Origin of the sequence: Gordonia westfalica (genome assembly GCF_900105725.1) — a bacterium.
GTDB classification, from domain to species: Bacteria; Actinomycetota; Actinomycetes; order Mycobacteriales; family Mycobacteriaceae; genus Gordonia; species Gordonia westfalica.
Map to the genome: position 1 here is coordinate 1941140 of NZ_FNLM01000034.1, position 22948 is coordinate 1964087.

Genomic DNA, 22948 nt, shown 5'->3' on the forward strand with positions numbered 1-22948 from the left:
ACTGGTTCCGTTTCCGCTCACCCGATTTGGGTGAGCGGGAACGGAACCCGTGAGCGAAACCCGGTAGGGGCTGCGTCAGCTGATCTCGATGAGCAGATCGCCCGGCGAGACCTGGGTGACCGAACCGATCGCGACGCGGGCGACCTTGCCGCCGACCGGGGCGGTGATGGCCGCCTCCATCTTCATCGCCTCGATGGTGCCGATCGTCGCGCCGACGGCGACCTCGTCACCCACGTCGACCGACAGGGACACGACCCCGGCGAACGGCGCCCCGATGTGCTTCGGGTTGGAGCGGTCGGCTTTCTCCGCGGTGGCGACGGCGGAGTCGATGCTGTGGTCGCGGACCGCGATCGGGCGCAGCTGGCCGTTGAGCACGCACATCACCGTGCGCATGCCTTTCTCGTCCGGCTCGCTGACCGCCTCGAGACCGATCATCAGTTCCACGCCCGTCTCGAGCGAGACGCGATGCTCCTCGCCGTAGCGCAGGCCGTAGAAGAACTGATTCGCCGACAACCTCGAGGTGTCGCCGTAGGCCTCGTAGTGCTCCTCGAACTCCTTGGTGGGACCGGGGAACAGCAGGTGGTTGAGACGCACCTGACGATCGCGGCCGGGCTTGTCCAGGATGGCCTCGTCGTCGGCGGTCAGAGTGGCCACCTCCGGTGCGGGCGCGCGACCCTGCAGTGCCAGGGTGCGCAGCGGCTCCGGCCATCCACCGGGCGGATCGCCGAGTTCGCCACGCAGGAACCCGATCACCGAATCCGGGATGTCGTACGAGCTCGGGTCGGCGGCGAAGTCCGACGCGGTGATCCCGCGACCCACCAGCGCCAGCGCCAGGTCCCCGACAACCTTCGACGACGGCGTCACCTTGACCAGTCGGCCCAGCATCGAGTCGGCGGCGGCATAGGCCTGCTCGACGGCCTCGAAGCGGTTGCCCAGACCCAGCGAGATGGCCTGCTGGCGCAGGTTCGACAGCTGCCCGCCGGGGATCTCGTGCGAGTACACCCGACCGGTCGGGGCCGGCAGCCCGGACTCGAACGGCGCGTACACCTTTCGCAGCGCCTCCCAGTACGGCTCGAGGTCGCAGACCCGGGCCAGGTCGATGCCGCTGTCGCGGTCGGTGTGCGCGGTCGCCGCGACGATGGCCGACAACGGCGGTTGACTCGTCGTACCGGCCAGCGCCGCACTGGCACCGTCCACCGCGTCCGCGCCGGCCTGCCAGGCCGCCATGTAGGTGGCCAGCTGACCACCCGGCGTGTCGTGGGTGTGCACGTGGATCGGCAGATCGAAGTTCTCGCGCAACGCCGTGATCAGCTTGGTCGCCGCCGGCGCGCGCAACAGGCCCGCCATGTCCTTGATGGCCAGCACATGCGCACCGGCTTCGACGATCTGCTCGGCCAGGCGCAGGTAGTAGTCGAGGGTGTACAGATCCTCCGACGGCGACAACAGGTCACCGGTGTAGCTCATCGCCACCTCGGCCACCGCGGTCCCCGTCTCACGGACCGCGTCGATCGCCGGGCGCATCGCATCGATGTTGTTGAGTGCGTCGAAGATCCGGAAGATGTCGATGCCCACGTCGGTCGCCTCTTCGACGAACGCCGTGGTGACCTTGGTCGGGTACGGCGTGTATCCGACGGTGTTGGCGCCGCGCAGGAGCATCTGGAGACAGATGTTCGGGATCGCTTCGCGCAACTGCGCCAGCCGATCCCACGGATCTTCCTTCAGGAAGCGCAGCGCCACATCGTAGGTCGCGCCGCCCCAGCACTCCACCGACAGCAATTCGGGCGTCAGCGCCGCGACATACGGCGCGACGTTGACCAGGCCGGTGGTGCGCACCCGGGTCGCCAGCAGCGACTGATGCGCGTCGCGGAACGTGGTATCGGTGATGCCCAGGCGCGGGTTCTCGCGCAGGTCGCGGGCGAATCCCTCCGGCCCGAGCTGCAGAAGACGCTGTCGCGAACCGTCTTTCGGCGACGCCAGCACCGCTCGCTCGACGGTGGGCAGCTTGTCCCGCGGGTACACCGTGGTCGGCCGCTCACCGTGCGGCTTGTTGACCGTCACATCGGCGAGGTACGACAGGATCTTGGTGCCACGGTCGGCCGACGACCGCGAGGTCAGCAATTCCGGGCGCTCGTCGATGAACGACGTCGTGACGCGGCCGGCGCGGAAGTCCGGATCGTCGAGCACCGCCTGCAGGAACGGGATGTTGGTCGCGACACCGCGAATGCGGAACTCGGCGACCGCGCGCCGGGCACGACGCACCGCGGTCGGGAAATCCCTTCCGCGACAAGTCAACTTGACCAGCATCGAGTCGAAGTGCCCGCTGACCTCGGCACCGAGGTTGGCGCCGCCGTCCAGGCGCACACCCGCGCCACCCGGGCTGCGGTACGCGGTGATCCGACCCACGTCCGGCCGGAACCCGTTGGACGGATCCTCGGTGGTGATGCGGCACTGCAGCGCGGCACCACGGATGCGGATCGCCTCCTGCGACAACCCGAGATCGTCGAGCGACTCCCCCGCCGCGATCCGCAGCTGCGAGCTCACCAGGTCGACGTCGGTGATCTCCTCGGTCACGGTGTGCTCGACCTGGATACGCGGGTTCATCTCGATGAACACGTGGCGTCCCTGCTCGTCGAGGAGGAACTCGACGGTGCCCGCGCAGGTGTAACCGATATGGCGCGCGAACGCCACGGCGTCGGCGCAGATCTTCTCCCGCAGCTCGTCCGACAGGTTGGGTGCCGGCGCGAGCTCGATGACCTTCTGGTGGCGGCGCTGAAGGCTGCAGTCACGCTCGTAGAGGTGGATGACGTTGCCGTGGGTGTCGGCGAGGATCTGCACCTCGATGTGGCGCGGGTTGACCACCGCCTGCTCGAGGAACACCGTCGCATCGCCGAACGCGGCCTCCGCCTCACGCGACGCCGCGGCGATCGACTCCGCCAGGTCGGCGCGGTCGTCGACCCGACGCATACCGCGACCACCACCACCGGCGACGGCCTTGACGAACACCGGGAACTGCATGTCCTCGGCGGCGGCGAGCAGCTCGTCGAGATCCGACGACGGCGCCGACGACGCCAGCACGGGGATCCCCGCCGCCTTCGCGGCGGCCACCGCGGTGGCCTTGTTGCCGGTCATCTCCAGGATGTCGGCGCTGGGTCCGACGAAGGTGATGCCGGCCTCGGCACACGCGGCCGCCAGGCCCTGGTTCTCCGACAGGAAGCCGTAGCCGGGATAGATCGCATCGGCGCCACACCGCACCGCCGCGGACACCACTTCCTCGACCGACAGATACGCCCGCACAGGATGGCCCGGCAGGCCGATCTGATACGACTCGTCGGCCTTCAGACGATGGACCGAGTTGCGGTCCTCATACGGGAACACGGCGACCGTGCGCGCACCCAACTCGTAGGCGGCGCGGAACGCACGGATGGCGATCTCACCCCGGTTGGCAACCAGAACCTTGTCGAACATCGGGTGTTCCCTTTTCTCCCGCTGCGGCATTTTTCTCGAATTGTCTCTGGTCCGTTCGATCGACGGACCAGTGCAGTACATCACGTGATACTACTCACGCCGCAACCCACCCCGATCATCCCGCGAGACCTCCCCCAACCGTTCCGAAAAAGACTGCCGGACAAGATAATCGGGTCAGATTGCGCGGGCGTTGTCAAACACTCTCAGCACAGGTGGGCAAGGTGAGAGATCACCAGAGCGAGATATGACCGAATACCGACCGATCGCTCTGTCGAGAATTGTTGCCCGGCGACATCCGGATTACGAAGAATTCGGTCCGAATCGCGCAACCCGACCGCGCCGACGGCAGTGACCTACGCCGCAGGCTTTGGTCCGGCGGGCCGCCCACAACTAGCGTCGTCTCCACGATTCGTCACACCGGCCAGGAGGGTCAGCATCGTGGGCTTCACACGCTTCGTCGCACTCGGGGATTCGTTCACCGAGGGTGTCGGCGACACGGACCCGACCCGCCCCAACGGTCTGCGCGGCTGGGCCGATCGCGTCGCCGAACAGCTCGCCGCACACGAGGACGACTTCAGCTACGCGAACCTCGCCGTCCGCGGCCGCCTGGTCGACGCGGTCATCGCCGAACAGCTCGACGCGGCCGTCGCGATGAAGCCCGACCTGGTCACCCTCTATGCGGGCGGCAACGACCTCATGCGCCCGTCGGTGGACCTCGACGCGCTGCTGGCCCGCTACGACGCCGCGATCGGCAAACTGGTCGCCACCGGTGCGACGGTCGTCGTCTTCACCGCCTACGACACGGGCTGGGCCCCGGTCTTCCGCAAGCTGCGCGGCCGCATCGCCATCTACAACGAACTGCTCCGCGAGATCGCCGACCGGCACGACGTCGTTCTCTTCGACTACTGGCGACTCGAGGGCTACGACGACTACCGCATGTGGGACACCGACCGCCTGCACATGTCACCCCTGGGCCACACGCGCATGGCCGCGGAGGTCCTGGACCTGCTCGGTGTGGAGCACGGCATCACCCCCGTCGAGCTCGAGGCCGCGGCCGAGCTGACCCGCCGCGAACAGCGTCGACAGAACGCCGAATGGGCGCGCACCTTCCTCGGACCCTGGGTGATGCGGCGGGTGCGTGGCATCTCCTCCGGCGACGGCGTGACGCCGCGCTGGCCCGACCCCGTGTCGGGTGCGGATCTGCTCGGGCGCTGAGACCGGGCGGTTCCGCCGTCTCAGGCGGGGACGCAAACGTTCTCCGCAGAGGGCGCCGGGATACGCTGGCCGTTCGGAGGTGTGAACGACACATGAGTACGACAAGCTGGGCGGCCGAGTGACCAGCAGGACCCATACCGACGGATCACCGACCGGCGAGAACCCCGAAACCTCCCCGCATCTCACCGACGAGAACGCGCATCCCCGTGCCGCGGTCGCCGTGCTCTGCCTGGCCGGCATCGTCGTCGCCCTCATGCAGACGATCATCGTCCCGCTGATCCCGCAGCTCCCCACCCTGCTGAACGCCGACGCGTCCAACACCACCTGGGCGATCACCATCACCCTTCTCGTCGGCGCCGTGGCCACGCCGATCGGCGGGCGCATCGGCGACATGTACGGGAAACGCCTCGCGATCCTCGGCAGCCTCGCCTTCGTCGCGCTCGGCTCCGTCGCCTGCGCCCTCGCCACCTCGCTACCGGTCTTCATCGTGGGGCGCGGACTCCAGGGCCTCGGGTTCGGCATCATCGCCCTGGGCATCAGCGTCATGCGCGACATCGTCCCGTCCCGCTACCTCGGTTCCGCGGTCGGCACGATGAGTGCCTCGCTCGGGATCGGCGGTGCGCTCGGACTGCCGTTCGCCGCCGCCATCGCCCAGCACGTCAGCTGGCACGCACTGTTCTGGACGTGCGCCGTTGCCGCAGCCCTGGCGGCCGTCGGCGTCGTCCTCACCGTCCCCTCCCACACCGTCACCGCCGGCGGACGGTTCGATCTGCTGGGCGCCATCGGCCTCGCGGGTGTCCTGGTCTGCCTCCTCCTGCCGTTGTCCAAAGGCGCCACGTGGGGCTGGGGCGATCCCCTGACGCTCGGGTTCTTCGGTGGTTTCGTCGTGCTCCTCGGGATCTGGACCCTCGTCGAACTCCGCCGTGCCAATCCGCTGATCGATCTCCGAATCCTCGCCGAGCGGCCGCTTCTCCTGACCAACCTGGCGTCGATCGCCACCGGCTTCGCCTTCTACGCGATGCAGCTCATCCCGATCCAGTTGCTCATGGCGCCGACCGACAGCCCCAACGGCTTCGGTTACGACATGGTCCACGCGAGCCTGATCCTCGCCCCGAGCGGCCTGGTGATGTTCGTGTTCTCCAACGTCAGTGGCCGCATCAACGCCGCGCTCGGCGCGCGGGTCTCACTGGCCCTCGGCGGTGTGGTGATCGGCCTCGGATACGTCGTCTTCATCGTCGGACTGACCGGCCCCTGGGAACTGACCTGGATTCACATGCTGGTCATCGCCTGCTGCATCGGTGCCGGCCTGGGCATCGCCTACTCCGCGATGCCCGCACTCATCATGCAGTCGGTGAGCGTCGAGCAGACCGGCGAATCGAACGGCGTCAACGCGCTGATGCGGATCATCGGCACCTCGACCGCATCGGCGGTCGTCGGCATGCTCCTGACGTGGTCGGTGGTCACCATCTCGGGTCCCGACGGCGTACCGATCGCGGTTCCGGCGAGCGACGGCTATCTGTGGGCCGCGGGTATCGCACTGGCCACCTGCGTGATCGCCTCGGTGGTCGCGTTGGCCATCCCGGCCCGGCGCGGACTCACCGAAACCCCGGTGTGACACCGGACCTCGAGGTCGAGGACACGCGCCGGTGACGCCCGCCGCATCGAGATGCGCGGGCGGGCCGATCCACGTAGCGTGACGCCGTGGCTCCAGCGACGCTCATCGAGAACGCCTTCGTCCTCACCGTCGACGCACAGCGTCGGGAGCTGCCCCGCGCCTCCGTACTCATCGAGGGGTCGACGATCGTCGCGGTGTCGACCGACCCGATCGAGGCCGGCGACGCCGTTCGCGTCGACGGCCGCGGATGCGTCCTGACACCGGGCCTGGTCAACACGCATCACCACCTCTACCAATGGATCACGCGGGGTCTCGCCGCCGATCACACGCTGTTCCAGTGGCTCACGACGCTCTACCCGATCTGGGCCGGCATCGACGAAGAGGCCCTGCATGCCGCAGCTCTGGGTGGGCTGACCCAACTCGCCCAGTCGGGGTGCACCACGACCACCGACCACCACTACGTGTTCCCGCGTGAGGGCGGCGATCTGCTCGGCGCCGAGATCGCCGCCGCCGCCGAGATAGGCCTGCGTTTCCACCCGACGCGCGGATCGATGGACCTGTCGGAGAAGGACGGCGGACTGCCGCCGGACACGGTCGTCCAGACGATCGACGAGATCCTCGCCGCCAGCGCCGATGCCGTTGCGCGCTGGCACGATCCGTCCCGCGATTCGATGCTGCGGATCGCGCTCGCCCCCTGTTCGCCGTTCTCCGTCACCACCGACCTGCTGCGCGAGTCCGCGGCGCTCGCGCGCGAGCTGGGTGTCCGAATGCACACCCACCTCGCCGAGTCGGTCGACGAGAACACCTACTGTGCGGAGCATTTCGGCTCGACGCCGCTGGAGTACATGGAGTCGGTCGGCTGGGTCGGTCCCGACGTGTGGTTCGCGCACGGCGTCGAGTTCGACGACGCCGCGATCGCCCGGCTGGCCGCCACCTCGACCGGCGTGGCCCACTGCCCCACGTCGAATGCCCGCCTGGGCAACGGGATCTGCCGCACCCGCGATCTCGTCGACGCCGGCGTCCCCGTCGGGCTCGGTGTCGACGGCGCGGCGTCCAACGAATCCGCCCGCATGCTCGAGGAGGCGCATCAGGCCGTGCTCATGGCCCGGGCCCGCGGCGGCCCCACCGCGCTGACCACACGCACCGCACTCGAACTCGCGACCCGCGGTGGCGCACGGGTGCTGGGCCGCGAGGACGAGATCGGGTCGATCGAACCCGGGAAGCTCGCCGACCTCGTACTGTGGGATCTGTCCACCGTAGCCCACCGCGACATCGACGACCCGGTCGCCGCACTGGTCCTGGGAGCGATCCCGCCGATCAAGGCGTCGTGGGTACAGGGAATCCAGGTGGTCGCCGACGGTGACCTCCTCACCATCGACACCGAACAGATGACCACCGCCGTCGCGACGCAGCACCGCCGCCTTCTCGACAAGGCACGCTGATGGATCTCACCGCCGTCACCCAGTACCGATTCGCGCGTTCGCGCGAGGAGGTGTTCCCGGCACCCGGCGAGCAGCTCGTCGCCGGTGGGACCTGGGTCTTCTCCGAGCCACAACCGGCCACCACCGGTCTCGTCGACCTCAGCGAAATGGGTTGGCAATCGGTCGAAGACCTGCCCGACGGCGGCCTCCGCATCGGCGCCACGTGCACCATCGCGGAGCTTGTCGCACTGCGCCCGCGCCCCGGCTTCCGCGCCCATCCCCTCTTCGCGCAGTGCGCGAACGCCCTTCTCGCGTCGTTCAAGATCTGGAACATGGCCACGGTCGGCGGCAACATCTGCCGGTCGTTCGCGGCGGCATCGATGGTGTCGCTGGCCGTCGCGCTCGACGCCACGGCACACATCTGGAATCCCGACGGCGCCGACCGGGATCTACCCGTCGCCGACCTGGTCATCGGCAACGGCATCAACATCCTGGGACCCGGCGAGGTCCTCCGCGCCATCGACTTCCCCGCACACGCACTCGCCGCCGTCACCGGCTTCCGCAAGATCGCCCTCGTCGATCTCGGCCGCTCCGGTGCCGTCGTGACGGGACGCATCGATCCCGACGGCACCACGGTCTTCGGGATCACCGCCGCGACCGAGTGGCCCACCGTGCTGCGGTATCCCCGCCCGCCGGCCGCGGATCGGCTGCATCACGACATCACCACCGCCCCCGGCTACTACACCGATCCACTCGGGTCGGCCGACTGGCGTCGCGGGGTGTCGGCGGTCCTCGCCGAGGAGATCCGCCTCGAGCTCACCGGGACGGGGTAGGACGATGGAATTCGACGTCAACGGCGAGAAGATCGATGCCGAACCCGCTGCGGGGCAATGCCTCCGGATGCTGCTCCGCCAGCACGCCCACTTCGAGGTGAAGAAGGGTTGCGACGCAGGCGATTGCGGCGCGTGTTCGGTCCTCGTCGACGGACAACCGGTGCACTCCTGCATCTTTCCCGCACAGCGCGTCGCCGGGAAGTCGGTGACGACGGTCGCCGGTCTCGGGACGCCCAACGATCTGCATCCGGTGCAGCAGTCCTTCGTCGACAGCTTCGGCTTCCAGTGCGGATTCTGCACGGCGGGCATGATCGTCACGGCCTCGACCCTGACGCCGGAAGACCTCGGTGACCTGCCGCGACGGATGAAGGGAAACCTCTGCCGCTGCACCGGATACCGGTCGATCCGAGAGGCGATCGGCAACGCCGTGGCGCCCACCCGCCCCCGTCCGGCGGGAGGCGCCGGGGAGGGCACCGGCGTGGGCTCCTCGGTCAATCCGCCCGCGGCGCGGCGCGTCGTGACGGGTACCGAGGCATACACCTTCGACGTCCCGGTCGACGGCGCACTGCACGTCCATGTGCTCGGCTCGCCGCACCCCCACGCCCGCATCCTCTCGATCGACACGGGTGACGCCGCGGCCCTCCCCGGTGTCGAGGTGATCCTCACCCACGAGAACGTCTCGACGCCGAGGTTTTCCACGGGGCGCCACCAGAATCGGCTCGAAGACCCCGACGACACCCTCGTCTTCGATCCGGTCGTGCGTTTCGTCGGGCAGCGCGTCGCCGCCGTCGTCGCCGCGACCCCGGGGATCGCCGAGCAGGCCGCCGCACTGATCCGGGTCACCTACGAGGAGCTGCCCGCGGTCTTCGACCCCGAGGAGGCACGCACCCCCGGGGCTCCCGTCGTCCACCCCGACCGCACCGCCGAAGACCGGGTGATGGAGGCCGGACGCAACCTCGTCGCCGCCTTCCACGAGGGCTTCGGCGGCGACGCGGACGAGGCCCTCGCGGCGTCGTCGACGACCGTCCACGGGACATGGCGCACCGGCCGGGTCTCGCACGCACAGCTCGAGACTCACGGTTCGATCGCCTGGACCGACGCGACCGGCCGCCTGGTCGTCCGCACGAGCACGCAGGTGCCGTTCCTGGTTCGCGACGAGCTCGCCCGCATCCTGGATCTGCCGCCCGAGAAGGTCCGGGTGTTCAGCGGCCGGGTGGGCGGCGGTTTCGGCGGCAAACAGGAGATGCTGACCGAAGATCTCGCCGCGGTCGCCACCCTCCGCACCGGACGACCCTGCGTCTACGAGATGACGCGCACCGACGAGATGACGCGGACGACCTACCGGCACCCGATGCGGGTGTCCGTGGACCTCGGGGCCGACGACGACGGCCGTCTCACCGCCCTCCGCATCGACGTGCTCTCCGACACCGGCGCGTACGGCAACCACGCGATCGGCGTGATGTTCCACGCCTGCGCCGAGTCGGTCTCGGTGTACAACTGCCCGGTCAAGAGGATCGACGCGGAAGCCGTGTACACCAACAACCCACCGTCGGGCGCGTTCCGCGGTTACGGTCTCGGGCAGGTGATCTTCGCCGTCGAATCCGCGATGGACGAACTCGCGGTCCGCCTCGGCATCGACCCCTTCGAACTCCGGCGCCGCAACGCCGTGGCCGACGGCGATCCGCTCCTCATCGCACGTCCCGACCCCGAGGTGGATCTCGTCTACGGCAGCTACGGTCTGGACCAGTGCCTCGACCTCGCCGAGTCCGCCCTGCGCCGCGGCAACGGCGCGGTCGTCCCACCCGGGCCGCGCTGGCGCGTCGGCGAGGGAATGGCGATCTCCGCGATCGCCACCATGGCCCCGCGCGGCCACTTCGCCGACGTCACGGTGGCGGTCGACTCCGCAGGCACCTATCACGTCGGCGTCGGAACCAGCGAGTTCGGCAACGGCACCACGACGGTCCACACGCAGATCGTCGCCACCGCACTGTCGACCGAACCGGGCCGGGTCGCGTTGTGGCACGGCGACACCGACGCCGTGCCACACGACACCGGCGCCTTCGCCTCGGCGGGCACCACCGTCGCCGGAAAGGCTGTGTACAGCGCGAGTCTCGCGCTCCGCGAGACCCTCGTCGGGGCGGCGAGCCGACTCACCGGCGTGAATCCCGATCAGATCGAACTGCGCCCGGACGGCGCCGTCGCCGGCGATCGGCTGGTCGGTTTCCGGCACTTGATCGACGCGGTCGACGACGGTCACCGCGTGCTCTATCCGGACGGTCCGCGGGCCGTGGCCACCGGTGAGGAGCGGGGCGAGATGCGTTCCATCGCATTCGATGTGCAGGCCTTCCGGGTCGCGGTGGACACCGAGACCGGCGCCGTCGCGATCCTGCAGTCCGTCCACGCGGCCGACGCGGGTACCGTGATGAATCCCGAGCAGTGCCGGGGACAGGTCGAAGGCGGGGTGGCGCAGGGTATCGGCGCCGCGTTGTACGAGGAGATCATGCTCGACGACCGCGGAGCACCGGTCACGAAGGTGTTCCGCACCTATCGTGTCCCCCAGATGGCGGACATCCCGTTCACCGAGGTCTTCTTCGCCGAGACCACCGATGAATTAGGGCCTTTCGGCGCGAAATCGATGTCGGAGTCCCCTTTCAATCCGGTCGCCCCCGCGCTGGCGAACGCCATTCGGCGAGCCATCGGCTCCCGGCCGTACGAGACGCCGATGTCGCGAGACCGGATCTGGCGTCTCACACACCCCGAATCCGCCGAGAAAGCAATGACTCAAAGAGTCGACAAACGAATTACAAATACACAGTAAACTGTTCTTTGAATTCCTAACAAGTCTGGCGCCCAACAGATTTCGCTTGAGCACAAAATTGGGTCCAAAGATCGAACATTTTCGGCTAAATCTTGCGAATTCGCCGCTGCGAGTTGCACACTCCTCAATATCCACAGTCCAGAGGAGGGCGTCATGACACATACTGCACCCGTGGAGGAAGGCGGAGGCGTATCCGCCAAGCAGGGCATCGCCGCAGGAACATCGATCGGTGCGGCGATCATCCTGATCGTCGTCGGAGCCGTCCAACTCGCCCAGGGAATCGCGGCGGTCGCCGAGGACGAGGTGTTCATCCGAGGCGTCGAATACGTCTACAAATTCGATTTCACCACCTGGGGCTGGATTCACATCGTCCTCGGAGCCATCGCGATCATCGTCGGCGCCGGACTCGTCAGCGGTGCCGGCTGGGCCAGGTTCACGGCAATCGTGATCGCCGGTCTGTCCATCATCGCCAACTTCCTGTGGCTGCCGTACTACCCGTGGTGGTCGATCCTGATCATCGCGCTAGACGTGGTCGTCATCTGGGCCGTGTCGACCTGGAATCCACGGGCCGAGTACTGACGCCGACCGCCGCCGGCCCATGAACACAGAAAACCCTGGGCCCGATCAAGATCCCCCCGGGAGTACCGGCTCGATCACCGCATCCGAACGTGCCGAACTCGAGCAGTTGCGCGCCGAGGTCGCGACACTGCGCGCGAGTGCCGACACCGGCGGGACCGCACCGCCGGAGACCACCAAGCGTCGCGGAACCTGGCGCTGGGTCGCGGTGGGAATCCTGTGTGTCCTGGTCGCCCTGCTGGCCATCCTCTCGGTGACGTCCCGATTCGTCCGCGGCGAGATCCTCGACACCGACCGGTACGTGACGACAGTCGCACCGCTGGCCTCGGATCCGGCGCTGCAGCAGGAGATCACCAACACGGTCACCGATGAGATCTTCACCCGGATCGACGTCGAGGCACTGACCGCGACCGCCCTCAACGCCCTGACCGATGCGGTTCCCGCCACCGAGAACGCCCCCCGCGTGGATCGTGCCATCGACGGACTGGCACCGGTTCTCGCGAACCAGGCGCGCGGCTTCGTCCAGCAGACGGTGTCGTCGCTGGTCGCGAGCGACCAGTTCGAGACCCTGTGGGTCGAGGCCAACCGCAGGGGCCACGCCGCCCTGGTGTCCGTGGTGACCGGTGAGGTGGGGCCGTCCTCGGTCTCCGTCGACGAGTCGGGAACGGTGAGCATCTCTCTGGGCACCGTGATCGACAACGTCAAGCAGCGTCTCCTGGACCGCGGATTCACCTTCGCCGAGAAGATCCCAGCGGTCGACAAGGAATTCGTCCTATTCCGGTCACCCGAACTGGTTCGGGCGCAACGCGCGGTCTCCGCGCTCGACACCGCCGCCGACGTTCTGCCGTGGCTGACGATCGCCTGCGCACTCGGGGCCGTCGCGGTGGCTCCGCGAGGTCGGCGCCTGCGCTCGCTGTCCGTGGTCGGCCTCTCGCTGGTTCTCGCCATGCTGACCCTGGCCATCGCGCTCATCGTCGCGCGCGCACTCTATCTCGACAACATCCCGCCCGACATCCTGTCCCCCGACGCCGCCGCCGCCATCGCCGACACGGTCACCGGACCACTCCGCCTCGCGCTGCGCGCCGTGGCCGTGCTGGGCCTCGTGGTGGCGATCGGCGCCTTCCTGATCGGTGGCTCCGCAGCGGCGGTCGCGGTCCGGCACGGATTCTCCGGCGGACTCGACAAACTCCAGAACCTACGGAGATCACGACCTCCGAATGCCTTCGAGACGACCGCCTATCGTGCTCGAATCGCGTTACGGGCCGCGATCATCGGCGTCGGTGTACTACTGCTGATGTTCTGGGACTATCCCACCGGACTGGTGGTGCTGCTCATCGTCATGTGCGGGCTGATCGCCCTGCTCGTCGTGGAGATCGTGATCCGCCCGGCTCGGGCGGGCCCCGACGACGCGGCAACATGACCGAGGCGACGACATGACCGAGGCGGCGGCGACATGAACGTGGAAACGGCGACGCCCGTCGACGAGCGTCCCGTGTCCCGACGATGGTGGGCCCGCGCCGCGCTCGCGGCCGTGATCGTCGCGATCATCCTGCCGATCGCGGTATCGGGACTGCGGGCACTCCTCACGCTCCTGCTGGTCTGCGTGATCTGCGCGGTCGTCATCGTCGTGGCGGCCTACTGGTTCCTGATCAGCCGCGGCGCGGTCCGCGCACTGGCCGCTGTCGTCGTCGTCCTGCCGATCCCGTTCGTGGCGATCTACCTGATCCGCGAAGGCCAGCTCTGGGTCGTGATCGTGTCCGCCGCGCTGGTCGTCGTCGCGATCGCCTGCGCGCGACGAGCGTTGCGACCGACTCCGGCCCAGTCGCTCATGCCGGAGCATCCGGCCCCGCCGGTGCTCCATCCCTTCCTGGTGATGAATCCGCGCTCGGGCGGCGGCAAGGTCGTCCGCTTCGACCTGCAACGCCGGGCCGAGGCACTCGGCGCCGAGGTCGCACTGCTGAGCGGGCCCGAACATCTCGACGTCACCGAGTTGGCGAGGGATGCGGTCCGCCGGGGAGCCGACCTGTTGGGCGTGGCGGGCGGCGACGGCACACAGGCGCTGGTCGCGGCGGTCGCCGCCGAGTACCACGTGCCGTTCCTCGTGATCAGCGCCGGCACACGTAACCACTTCGCACTCGACCTCGGGCTGGACCGGAAGGATCCCGCACGCTGCCTGGACGCCCTGTACGACGGGGTCGAGGTGTACGTCGACCTCGGCTGGATCAACGGGCGCCCGTTCGTCAACAACGCCTCGTTCGGTGTCTACGCCGAAGTCGTGCAGAGTCCTCAGTATCGGGACGACAAGACCCGGACCGTGCTGCGGATGCTGCCCGACCTCCTCGGCAGCGGAGCCGGAACCCGTCTGAGCGCCCGCGTCGGCGACGACACCGTGACCGGACCGCAGGCGATCCTCGTGAGCAACGGACCCTATGCCACCAACGACGTGGCCGGTCTGGGACGTCGCACCCGTATCGACTCCGGGCTGCTCGGGGTCGTCACCGTGTCCGTCGCCGACACCGCGCAGGCGGTGGGGCTGCTTCGAAGCGGCCACGGACAAGGACTCGTTCAGCGCACCACGACCGAGGTCGTCGTCGACGCCGATGTCGCGGAGATCCCGGTCGGCGTCGACGGCGAGTCGGTGCGACTCCCGACGCCGGTGCGCTGCACCATCACCCCGGCGGCACTGCGCGTGCGCGTTCCCCGCGAACGCCCGGAGATCCGCGTCGCACCACCACAGCTGGACTGGATCCGCCTGTGGAATCTACTCCGGCCCGGACCGGTCGGGCGCCGAGTCGGGGGCTGAGCCGAGACTCCGATACGCCGCGACGGCCGACTCGACCGTGGGGAAGAACCGGGATTCGTCGAACCGGTCGCCGACACCGAACCTGATGATCTTGTCCTTGATCGGCCCCTTGAGTTCCGCGAACACCAAACGCACCGAGGATGATTCGAGTGACCGGTCGAGGTCGACGAGTTCGTCGACGGCGGTGGTGTCGAGACCGGTGATGGGCTCCGCGGCGACGACGACCCAGTCGACCGGGGTCTCGCTGCGCGCCAGCACCTTCCGGACGTGTTCGGCGAAGATCTTGCCGTTGGCGAAGAACAGCGGCGCGTCGAAGCGGATGAGCACGAGCCCGGGAATCCGGTGACCCTCCGGATGCCGGGCGACATCGTGAAAGCCGGTGCCCGCCAGCTCCACGAGCTCCGTTCGATACGGCTGCCAGGCGCGTGCGACCACCGCGACGAAGGACAGTCCGATCGCGACCAGGATGCCCTCGAGCACACCGACGAGCGCGACACCGAAGAAAGCCGCTACCGCCAGACCGAATTCGAGCGTGCTCAGTCGCCACATCCGGATCATCCCGGGAATGTCGAGCAGCGCCGTCGCCGCCACGATCACGACCGCCGCCAGCGTGGCGTCGGGTAGATAGGCGGTGACGCCGGGAGCCACCAGGACGAACACCAGCACCGCGACCGCCCCGACCACGCCGGCGAGCTGTGTGCGGGCGCCGGCCTGTTCGGCGACCGGCGTACGTGAACCGCTTGCGGAGATGGGGAATCCGCCGAACAGTCCGCCGGCGATGTTGGCCGTGCCGATCGCTTTCATCTCCGTGCTGCCGTCGACATCCTCGCCGTGCCGGGCGGCGAAGGTCCGCGACAGCACGCCGGAGTCGGCGAAGGCGATGAGCGCGATGCCCGCGGCCGGTCCGAGAAGCGACAGCACCTCGCCCCACTCGATCCCGCCGTACTGCGGAAGGGGCAGCCCCTCCGGCAGGGCGCCGACCATGCCGATGTCGTCGTCGAGCCCGAGCACCGCCGTCACCACGATCGAACCGACCACGGCGACGAGGACCCCCGGAATCCTCGGGAGCCATCGCCGGAACGCGACGATCACCAGGAGGCACACGATCCCCATCGCGGCGGCGACCCCGTCGACGTCACCGTGCGCGATCGAGGTGACGATCTCACCGATCTCCTCGAACAGTCCCGAGGCGTCGACGGAGAAGCCGAGCAGCTTCGGCAACTGCCCGATGACGACGATCACCGCGATCGCGTTGAGGTAACCGAGCCTCAGTGGCTTGGACAGGAGTTCGGTGACGAACCCGAGCCGGAGGTACCCGCCCAGGACGAGGATCGCGCCGACCAGAACGGCGAGGATCCCGGCGAGCGCGAGAGCATCCTCGGGATCACCGACCGCGGCCAGCGGCAGCACCGCGGCCGCGATCAGTGGCGCGAGCGACGAATCGGGGCCGAGCACCAGGATCTTCGAGGGGCCGACGACGGCGTACGCGAGCAGCGGCACGATCGTCGCCCACAGACCCGCATACGCGGGTAGCCCGGCCGCCTCGGCGTAACCCATACCCGCGGGGATGAGCAGCGCGGTGAGCACCAGGCCCGCGGTGATGTCGGCGCGGAGCCAGTCGCGCTCGTACCCGCGTGCCGTGGCCAGACCAGGAAGGCGCCAGAGCCCCGACCTGCCGCCGCTCATGTGCGTGCGCGCCGCGGTGCGACGGCGATCCTCGCTGCCACCCCGGGCGCCCGCGCGTCGCGCCTCCGTCGGCGGATCGCCTCCTCGCCCTCCACGACCACCGGGATGATCAGCGACCACCCGAGGCACGCCAGCCACTGCCCACCGGTCAGCGATGTGGTCTGCAGGAGCTCCTGCATGAAGCCGAGTTCGACGGACAGAACGGTGACCACGAGGGGGATCGACAAGATCTTCAACGCACCCAGGATCGGCGGTGACAAGCCGGATTCCGGATCACGGCGCATCGTCAGACCGGCCAGGATCGAACCGAGCGAGAGGACGACGAAGGCGGTCGTCATCGGCACGTTCGGTTCGGTGGGACTCATCGACCCCGGGGCGAGGAGCATCGCCGCCAGCGTCACCGCGAACTGGAGAACCCCGTAGGCGAACCACTGGACGAACGCCTTCCGGTTGGCGATGGGCTGCGTCGGATCACGCGGTGGCTTGTCCATGAGCCCCGGAGGCGACGGGTCCTGCATGATCACGATGACCGGGAACAACGTGATGAAGAAGTGTTGGAACACCACCATCAGCGGCGACAGCGCGACACCGTCGTTGATGTCGAAGATGCTCGCGACCAGGAACAGCAGGACCAGCGAGAACAGCTTGGACATCTGATAGCGGATGTAGGCGAGGATCCTGTCATACACGCTGCGGCCCAGGCGGATCGCGGTGATCAGCGTGCCGAAGTTGTCGTCGGTCAGGATGAGCTTTCCCGCCTGTTTGGTCACCTCGCTCCCCGACCCCATCGCGACGCCGATGTCGGCCTTCTTGAGGGCGGCGGCGTCGTTGACCGCGTCGCCGGTCATCGCGACGATCGCGCCGCCGCGCTGCATGACGTCGGCGAGGCGCAGTTTGTCGGCCGGGGTGACGCGACCGAAGACGTGCAGCCGCGGGAGTCTCCGGACGAGTTCGTCGTCGGTCATACCGGCGAGGTCCGCACCGCTGATCGCGCCCGGGCCTCGTCGAGCGGGACCTCCCGTCGCCCCGGCCGATAGGCCGAGCGACACCGTGCGAGAAGCACATCCGGTCCGCCCTTGACCATCTCGACGAAATGCGTGGCGCCGTCCACCGGGAGGTGGTGATAGGTCGCCATGAACTTGTACGACGAGTCGAACGGGACCTCGGCCACCCGCGGATAGGTCCGTCTCGTCAGTGGTGCGTCGACGCCCATCTTGGCGGCGAGCACGATCAGCGCCGCCTCCGTGGGGTCCCCGACCACCGCACCGTCGTCGGAGACGACGGCGTCGCTGTCGAGACACATACCGTACGCCAGCAGCGTGAAGTCGGGGACCTCCTCGCCGGCGGCCTGCGTGATGGCCCCGGTCTTGCGGTATCCCTCCCCCTCGACCGCGAACCACCGGCCGTGAAAGTACAACGACCGCACCGTCATCTGGTTCATCGTCAGGGTGCCGGTCTTGTCCGAGTTGATCAGGCTCGTCGCACCGAGCGTCTCGACGTCGGTGAGGTTCTTGACGACCGCCCTGGCCTCGGCGAGTTGCCGCGCCCCGAAGGCCAGCATCGCCTGCACGAAGGTGGGCATGCCCGTGGGAATCGCCGAGACGCCCATCGAGATGCCCAGCAGCATCACGGTCGCCGCATCCTGGCCACGCAGGAGCCCGATGACGACGATGATCGCCACGGCGACCCACGCGATCACACCGAGCAGGCGGGTCAGCGAGTCGAGTTCGCGCTGGAGCGGGGATCTGCGCGGCGGAATCGCGGAGAGCAACGACGCGATCCGGCCCATCTGCGTCCGCATACCGGTCTCGGTCACCACGATCGTCGCGGTTCCACGGGTGACCGAGGTGTTCTGGAACGCCATGTCGGTGCGGTCGCCGAGCGCGACGGACGCGTCGGCGAGTACGTCGGGACTCTTGGGTACCGGCGCACTCTCCCCCGTCAGCGCAGCCTCCTGGGTCTCGAGGGTGGCCGACTGCAGCAGCCGTCCGTCCGCCGGGACCAGGTCACCGGCCTCGAGTTCGACGATGTCGCCCGGGACCAGTTGCGCCGCAGGCACCTCCTGCAGGACGCCACCGCGCACCACGCGGGCCTTCGGAACCTGTATCCGCGCAAGCGCATCCACGCTCGCCCGCGCCTTCAGCTCCTGCCGCGTCCCGAGCACGACGTTGACGACCACCAGGACCGCCACCACGAGTGCGGTGGAGATCTCCGCGATCACCAGGCTGATGATCACCACGGCAACCAGCATGAGGTTCATCGGGTCTTTCAGCTGCACCAGCGCGATCGCCCACGGCGACGGTGCGGGCTCGGCGGCGATCTCGTTGTCGCCATGGTGTTTCCGCCGCGAGTCGACCTCCGCGGGAGCCAGCCCCTGCCGGCGGTCGGAACACAGTGCCGCGATGACGGCGTCGGCGTCCAGGCAGTGCCACGCCGTCTCGTCGGCATCGTTGCCGCCCTGCGCAGGCGGAGGCACGGGGCCGACGGCGGCCATCTCACAACTCCTGGAAGGGCGTGGGAATCCAGTGCAACGCCTGGTCCGGCTGTCGATATCCGTGCGGCTTCTGTCGTTTCGGCAACGTGACGGCGGGACGTTCGAGCGGTTCGTAGGGCACCTGGCTCAGCAGGTGGCTGATCACGTTGAGCCGACCGCGCTTCTTGTCGTTGTTGGAGACGACATACCAAGGTGCCCAACCGGTGTCGGTGTATCGGAACATCTCGTCGCGGGCTCGCGAGAAGTCGTACCAGCGACTGTAGGATTCGAGATCGGTCTTCGAGAGTTTCCAGGTCTTGCGCGGATCGTCGATGCGACTCTGGAGACGCAGCGCCTGCTGCTCCTGACTGACCTCGAGCCAGTACTTCAGGAGGATGATCCCCGAATCGACCATCGCCCGTTCCACGGTCGGCGTCTGCTGCAGGAACTGGCGGGTCTGCTCCTCGGTACAGAACCCGAGGACACGTTCTATTCCGGCACGGTTGTACCAGCTCCGGTCGAAGATGACGATCTCCCCGGCCGCCGGCAGATGGGGTACGTACCGCTGGAGATACATCTGCGATCTCTCCCGGTCGGACGGGGCGGGCAGCGCGACCACCCGGAACACCCGCGGGCTCACACGCGCCGTGATCGCCTTGATGACCCCGCCCTTGCCTGCGGTGTCCCGCCCCTCGAAGACCACACAGACCTTGGCCCCCGACGACGTGACCCATTGCTGCATCGCCACCAGTTCGGCATGAAGCGGCTTGAGTGCCTTCCGGTACGCCTTGTCCGACATGGGGGCGACGGCCTCACGCTCGTGGCCGCCGGACTTCTTTCCCCGATGCTTTTTGCCACCCATCGTTCACCTCGCGATCATCGGTCGACGCCACCCCTTTCGGCGAGGGCCGGGGCCAGTCCTGTCGTATTGTCGACCGCCGGGAACACGCTCACATCCGAATGCTCGAACCGGGCTCAGATCGTGTCGATTCCGCCATTCACAGACGGAAACGGCCCGGGCAGAGTTCTGCCCGGGCCGTCGTCGGAGTCCGCGTGGGGTCAGCCGCGCAGCAGCCCCTTGGCGACGTGGGTCACCTGGATCTCGTTGCTGCCCGCGTAGATCATGAGCGACTTGGCGTCTCGCGCGAGCTGCTCGACCCGGTACTCGGCCATGTAGCCGTTGCCGCCGAACAACTGCACGGCCTCCATCGCGACGTCGGTCGCGGCCTTCGACGAGTAGAGCTTCATCGCCGATGCCTCCGACAGGCTCAGCGGCTTACCCGCCTTGCTGCGTTCGATCGCGCTGAAGAGCATGTTCTGCACGTTGATCCGGGCGATCTCCATCTCGGCGAGCTTGAGCTGGATGAGCTGGAACTGGGCGATCTCCTGGCCCCACAGCTTGCGTGTCTTGGCGTAATCGATCGACAGGCGCTGCGCCTCGTTGATGATGCCCAGCGACAGCGCTGCGATGCCCACGCGTTCCGCGGTGAACCCGGCCTTGGCCCCCTCGGAACCGCGGGAATCCTCACCGGTGTCCTCGGTCTCGCCGAGCAGGCGGTCCTTGCCGACCCGGACGTTGTCGAAGAACAGCTCACCGGTCGGCGAGCTCATCATGCCCATCTTCTTGAACGGTTTGCCCTGGACGAGTCCCGGCATCCCCTTGTCGAGGACGAAGGACAGCACCTTGCGGTCACGCATGGGCGTCCCGCTTCCGTCGTCGAGTTTCGCGAACACGACGATGGTGTCGGCGTACGGACCGTTGGTGATGAACGTCTTCTGTCCGTTGAGGATGTAGTCGTCACCGTCCCGGCGGACCGTCGTCTTCATGCCACCGAGGGCGTCGGAGCCCGAATCGGGTTCGGTGATCGCCCAGGCGCCGACCTTCTCCATCGTGACGAGCTCCGGCAGCCAGCGCTTCTTCTGGGCGAGGGTGCCCTTGCCGCGGATCGTCGAGGCGGTCAGGCCCATGCTCACACCCAGCGAGGCGACGAGCCCCAGGCACACACCCGCCAGCTCGATGTTGACCATCATGAACATCGAGCCGCCCATGCCGCCGCCCTCGCCGGAGGATTTCTTCTTCTCCCCGTTGGCTTCTGCGGCGAGTTCCTTCTCCAGCGCATCCTTGGCCATCGCGTCGACCCCGAAGGTCGACAGCAGCTTGCGGGTGATGTCGTACGGGGGCAGCACGCCGGACTCGAGCTCGTCGAGATGTGGCCGGATCTCCTTGTCGATGAACGCGCGCAGCGCGTCCCGCACCATCAGATCTTCTTCGGACCACTCGAACATCGTCACTCTCCCAGACCAGTGCCCGCCCGGGGGCGAACACGTTTCAGTTTTGCCGACTCAACTGTGTCAGGAGTCACTGGCGATGTCTAGGTACGTCCACTCGTTTTTGTTTCTTCAGTGCCGGGACCAGGAGTAAGAGGTGGCCGGCCGGACCTCGACCCGGAAGTAGCCTGCCGGGTGGTCACACAGAAGCGCCTGCGCGACGGGCATCGCGACGACGATCGACGCACCCGCGGTGTTCGTGGAGTCGCGCCAGTCGTGGGCACGGCGCACGAACTCCTCGACGCTCTCGCCACCATGGGGCCGGGACGCCGGATCGGTGAAGAACGCCGCCAGATCGCGGGGGTCGATCTCCTCGGGAGTCAGTCCCGCCCAGGAGCCGACGTCCAATGTCCTGAGGGCGTCGTCGACGACGGGCTCCTCGACCAGGAGCCGGGCGCTCTCGACTGTCGCGGCCTCCGGCCCGCAGACCGCGACCGGTCCGGCGACCGACCCGGCGAGCGCTTCGATGTCGCGCCGGCCTCGATCGTCCAGAGGCGCATCACCGCCGAAGCGCACCGATCGGTTGGGACCGGTGCGCCCGGCGGTGATGACCTGCATTGTCCGACGTCGGGTCAGCCCTGGGTGGCGCCGGCCGCGCGAGCCGTGGAGTTCTTCGAGCGGGCCATCGCGCCGAGGATCAGGGCGAAAACGACGGTCAGGACCGTCCAGAGAATCACCTGGTTGACGATCGTGTACACGCGGAAGTCGCCGACCACATCGGCCGGGAATCCCGGGAACACGATCTGGCCGGCGTCGTTGCGCACCGGCTCGGGCACCTCGTGGAAGGACGGCAGCAGCGCGATGGTGATCCCGACCCCGACGAGGTAGGCCGCGCCGCCGACGACCGCCGACACCAGCCCGCCGATCCGCGGGCGAAGCCACAGCGCGAGCACGACCGCTGCGATCGCCAGGACAACCGAGGCGATCGTGATGGTCAGGAATGCGCCGGTCCGATCCCCGATCGTGTCGTCGTCCCCCACCGCCGGCGGATTGGCCGGGTAGGCGAAGAACGGCACGCCGAAGACCGCGACGAATCCGATGGCCCCGAGCACCGCGGCGACCGCACGGGCGTCGGTGGCCGGATACCGATTGCCGAGATAGCTCCACAGCACGGTGAAGGCGACCGCGAAGAACGCGCCCATGCACAGCGCGAACACCACGTTGCCGACGCCGGCGCCGAGGTTCTCCTGCATGGCGCGGGTGAAGACCTCGCCGCCGTCACCGTGGGAATGGCCGCCGGCGGCGTGCGCCAGCGTCTCCTCGGCTTCCGACCGTTCGCCCTCGTAGTCGACGGCCTTCGCCACCACGGGTTCGAGGTAGAAGCGCGCGAAGACGAACGAGACGATGCCGGCGATCAGGCCCGAGAGCAGACCTGCGCCGATGAATTTCTTCTCCATGTGAACTTGTCCCCTGGATCGGTGAGTGTCTGGTGGTTGCTCAGCCGACTCAGTGGCAGGGGAAGCCGAGGAAGTGGCGGGCGTCGTGCACGAACTCGTGCACGTGCGTGTCCGCGCCGAAGACGGAGACGACGCCCTGGTCGTAGCCGAGGAAGTAGTAGGCGAGCCCGGCCAGCAGCACGGTGAGGCTCAGCCAGAGCGCCGCGCTCGCGACCGAGAGGTCCGGTACCGCGATCGCACGGGTGGGTGACTTGACCGCTTCGGTCGTACGGGGAGACGTCATGGGATTTGTCCTTTCGCCGATCTCGCGTCGGTGAG

General features: G+C 68.1%; 15 protein-coding genes and 1 pseudogene. 8 read left to right on the forward strand and 8 right to left on the reverse strand.

Annotated elements, in window-relative coordinates:
- Positions 1-75 precede the first annotated feature (75 nt).
- Complete coding sequence (locus BLU62_RS14270) at positions 76-3465, reverse strand: pyruvate carboxylase (protein WP_074850160.1); 3390 nt, start codon at positions 3463-3465, stop codon at positions 76-78.
- Positions 3466-3903: 438 nt separating this feature from the next.
- Here BLU62_RS14270 and BLU62_RS14275 point away from each other — a divergent pair, with 438 nt between their 5' ends.
- The 8 genes from BLU62_RS14275 to BLU62_RS14310 all read left to right on the forward strand — a co-directional run bounded on the left by BLU62_RS14275 (position 3904) and on the right by BLU62_RS14310 (position 14746).
- Positions 3904-4680 (forward strand): SGNH/GDSL hydrolase family protein, encoded by a 777-nt coding sequence (locus tag BLU62_RS14275; protein ID WP_074850161.1) that lies wholly within the window; start codon positions 3904-3906, stop codon positions 4678-4680.
- 118 nt (positions 4681-4798) lie between these two features.
- Positions 4799-6295, forward strand: a complete 1497-nt coding sequence (locus BLU62_RS14280) for an MFS transporter (RefSeq protein WP_074850162.1) — start codon at positions 4799-4801, stop codon at positions 6293-6295.
- Positions 6296-6381: 86 nt separating this feature from the next.
- Positions 6382-7737, forward strand: coding sequence for an 8-oxoguanine deaminase (locus tag BLU62_RS14285; protein WP_074850163.1), 1356 nt, complete (start codon positions 6382-6384; stop codon positions 7735-7737).
- On the forward strand, positions 7737-8549 hold the full coding sequence (locus BLU62_RS14290) for an FAD binding domain-containing protein (RefSeq protein WP_074850164.1): 813 nt from the start codon (positions 7737-7739) through the stop codon (positions 8547-8549). Before BLU62_RS14285 ends, BLU62_RS14290 begins: the two co-directional genes overlap by 1 nt.
- Before the next feature lie 4 nt (positions 8550-8553).
- The gene (locus BLU62_RS14295; protein ID WP_074850165.1) at positions 8554-11367 is read left to right on the forward strand and encodes a molybdopterin-dependent oxidoreductase; all 2814 of its coding nucleotides are present in this window, start codon (positions 8554-8556) and stop codon (positions 11365-11367) included.
- 153 nt (positions 11368-11520) lie between these two features.
- Positions 11521-11946: a DUF7144 family membrane protein gene (locus BLU62_RS14300; protein ID WP_074850166.1), complete on the forward strand. Its 426-nt coding sequence runs from the start codon at positions 11521-11523 to the stop codon at positions 11944-11946.
- Between the two features lie 19 nt (positions 11947-11965).
- Entirely contained in the window at positions 11966-13363 is a 1398-nt protein-coding gene (locus tag BLU62_RS14305) for a hypothetical protein (protein ID WP_208863634.1), read from the forward strand.
- 33 nt (positions 13364-13396) lie between these two features.
- Complete coding sequence (locus BLU62_RS14310) at positions 13397-14746, forward strand: diacylglycerol/lipid kinase family protein (RefSeq protein WP_074850167.1); 1350 nt, start codon at positions 13397-13399, stop codon at positions 14744-14746.
- On the opposite strand, the gene BLU62_RS14315 is transcribed toward BLU62_RS14310, so the two are convergent.
- The 7 genes and pseudogenes from BLU62_RS14315 to BLU62_RS14345 all read right to left on the reverse strand — a co-directional run bounded on the left by BLU62_RS14315 (position 14705) and on the right by BLU62_RS14345 (position 22913).
- Entirely contained in the window at positions 14705-16432 is a 1728-nt protein-coding gene (locus BLU62_RS14315; protein WP_074850168.1) for a SulP family inorganic anion transporter, read from the reverse strand. The two genes, BLU62_RS14310 and BLU62_RS14315, sit on opposite strands and share 42 nt — an antisense overlap.
- Positions 16429-18926, reverse strand: a pseudogene (locus BLU62_RS14320) (cation-translocating P-type ATPase). Before BLU62_RS14320 ends, BLU62_RS14315 begins: the two are co-directional and overlap by 4 nt.
- Position 18927: 1 nt before the next feature.
- Positions 18928-19767, reverse strand: a complete 840-nt coding sequence (gene ppk2, locus BLU62_RS14325) for a polyphosphate kinase 2 (protein WP_074850169.1) — start codon at positions 19765-19767, stop codon at positions 18928-18930.
- Between the two features lie 197 nt (positions 19768-19964).
- Positions 19965-21191 carry an acyl-CoA dehydrogenase family protein gene (locus BLU62_RS14330; protein ID WP_074852907.1) on the reverse strand — a complete coding sequence of 409 codons (1227 nt, stop codon included), beginning with the start codon at positions 21189-21191 and terminating at the stop codon, positions 19965-19967.
- Between the two features lie 114 nt (positions 21192-21305).
- Positions 21306-21791 (reverse strand): histidine phosphatase family protein, encoded by a 486-nt coding sequence (locus BLU62_RS14335; protein ID WP_074850170.1) that lies wholly within the window; start codon positions 21789-21791, stop codon positions 21306-21308.
- A gap of 14 nt (positions 21792-21805) precedes the next feature.
- A complete protein-coding gene (locus BLU62_RS14340; RefSeq protein WP_074850171.1) occupies positions 21806-22630 on the reverse strand; it encodes a CbtA family protein in 825 nt (274 codons plus the stop codon).
- A 49-nt stretch (positions 22631-22679) separates the two neighbouring features.
- On the reverse strand, positions 22680-22913 hold the full coding sequence (locus BLU62_RS14345) for a CbtB domain-containing protein (RefSeq protein WP_074850172.1): 234 nt from the start codon (positions 22911-22913) through the stop codon (positions 22680-22682).
- Positions 22914-22948 lie beyond the last annotated feature (35 nt).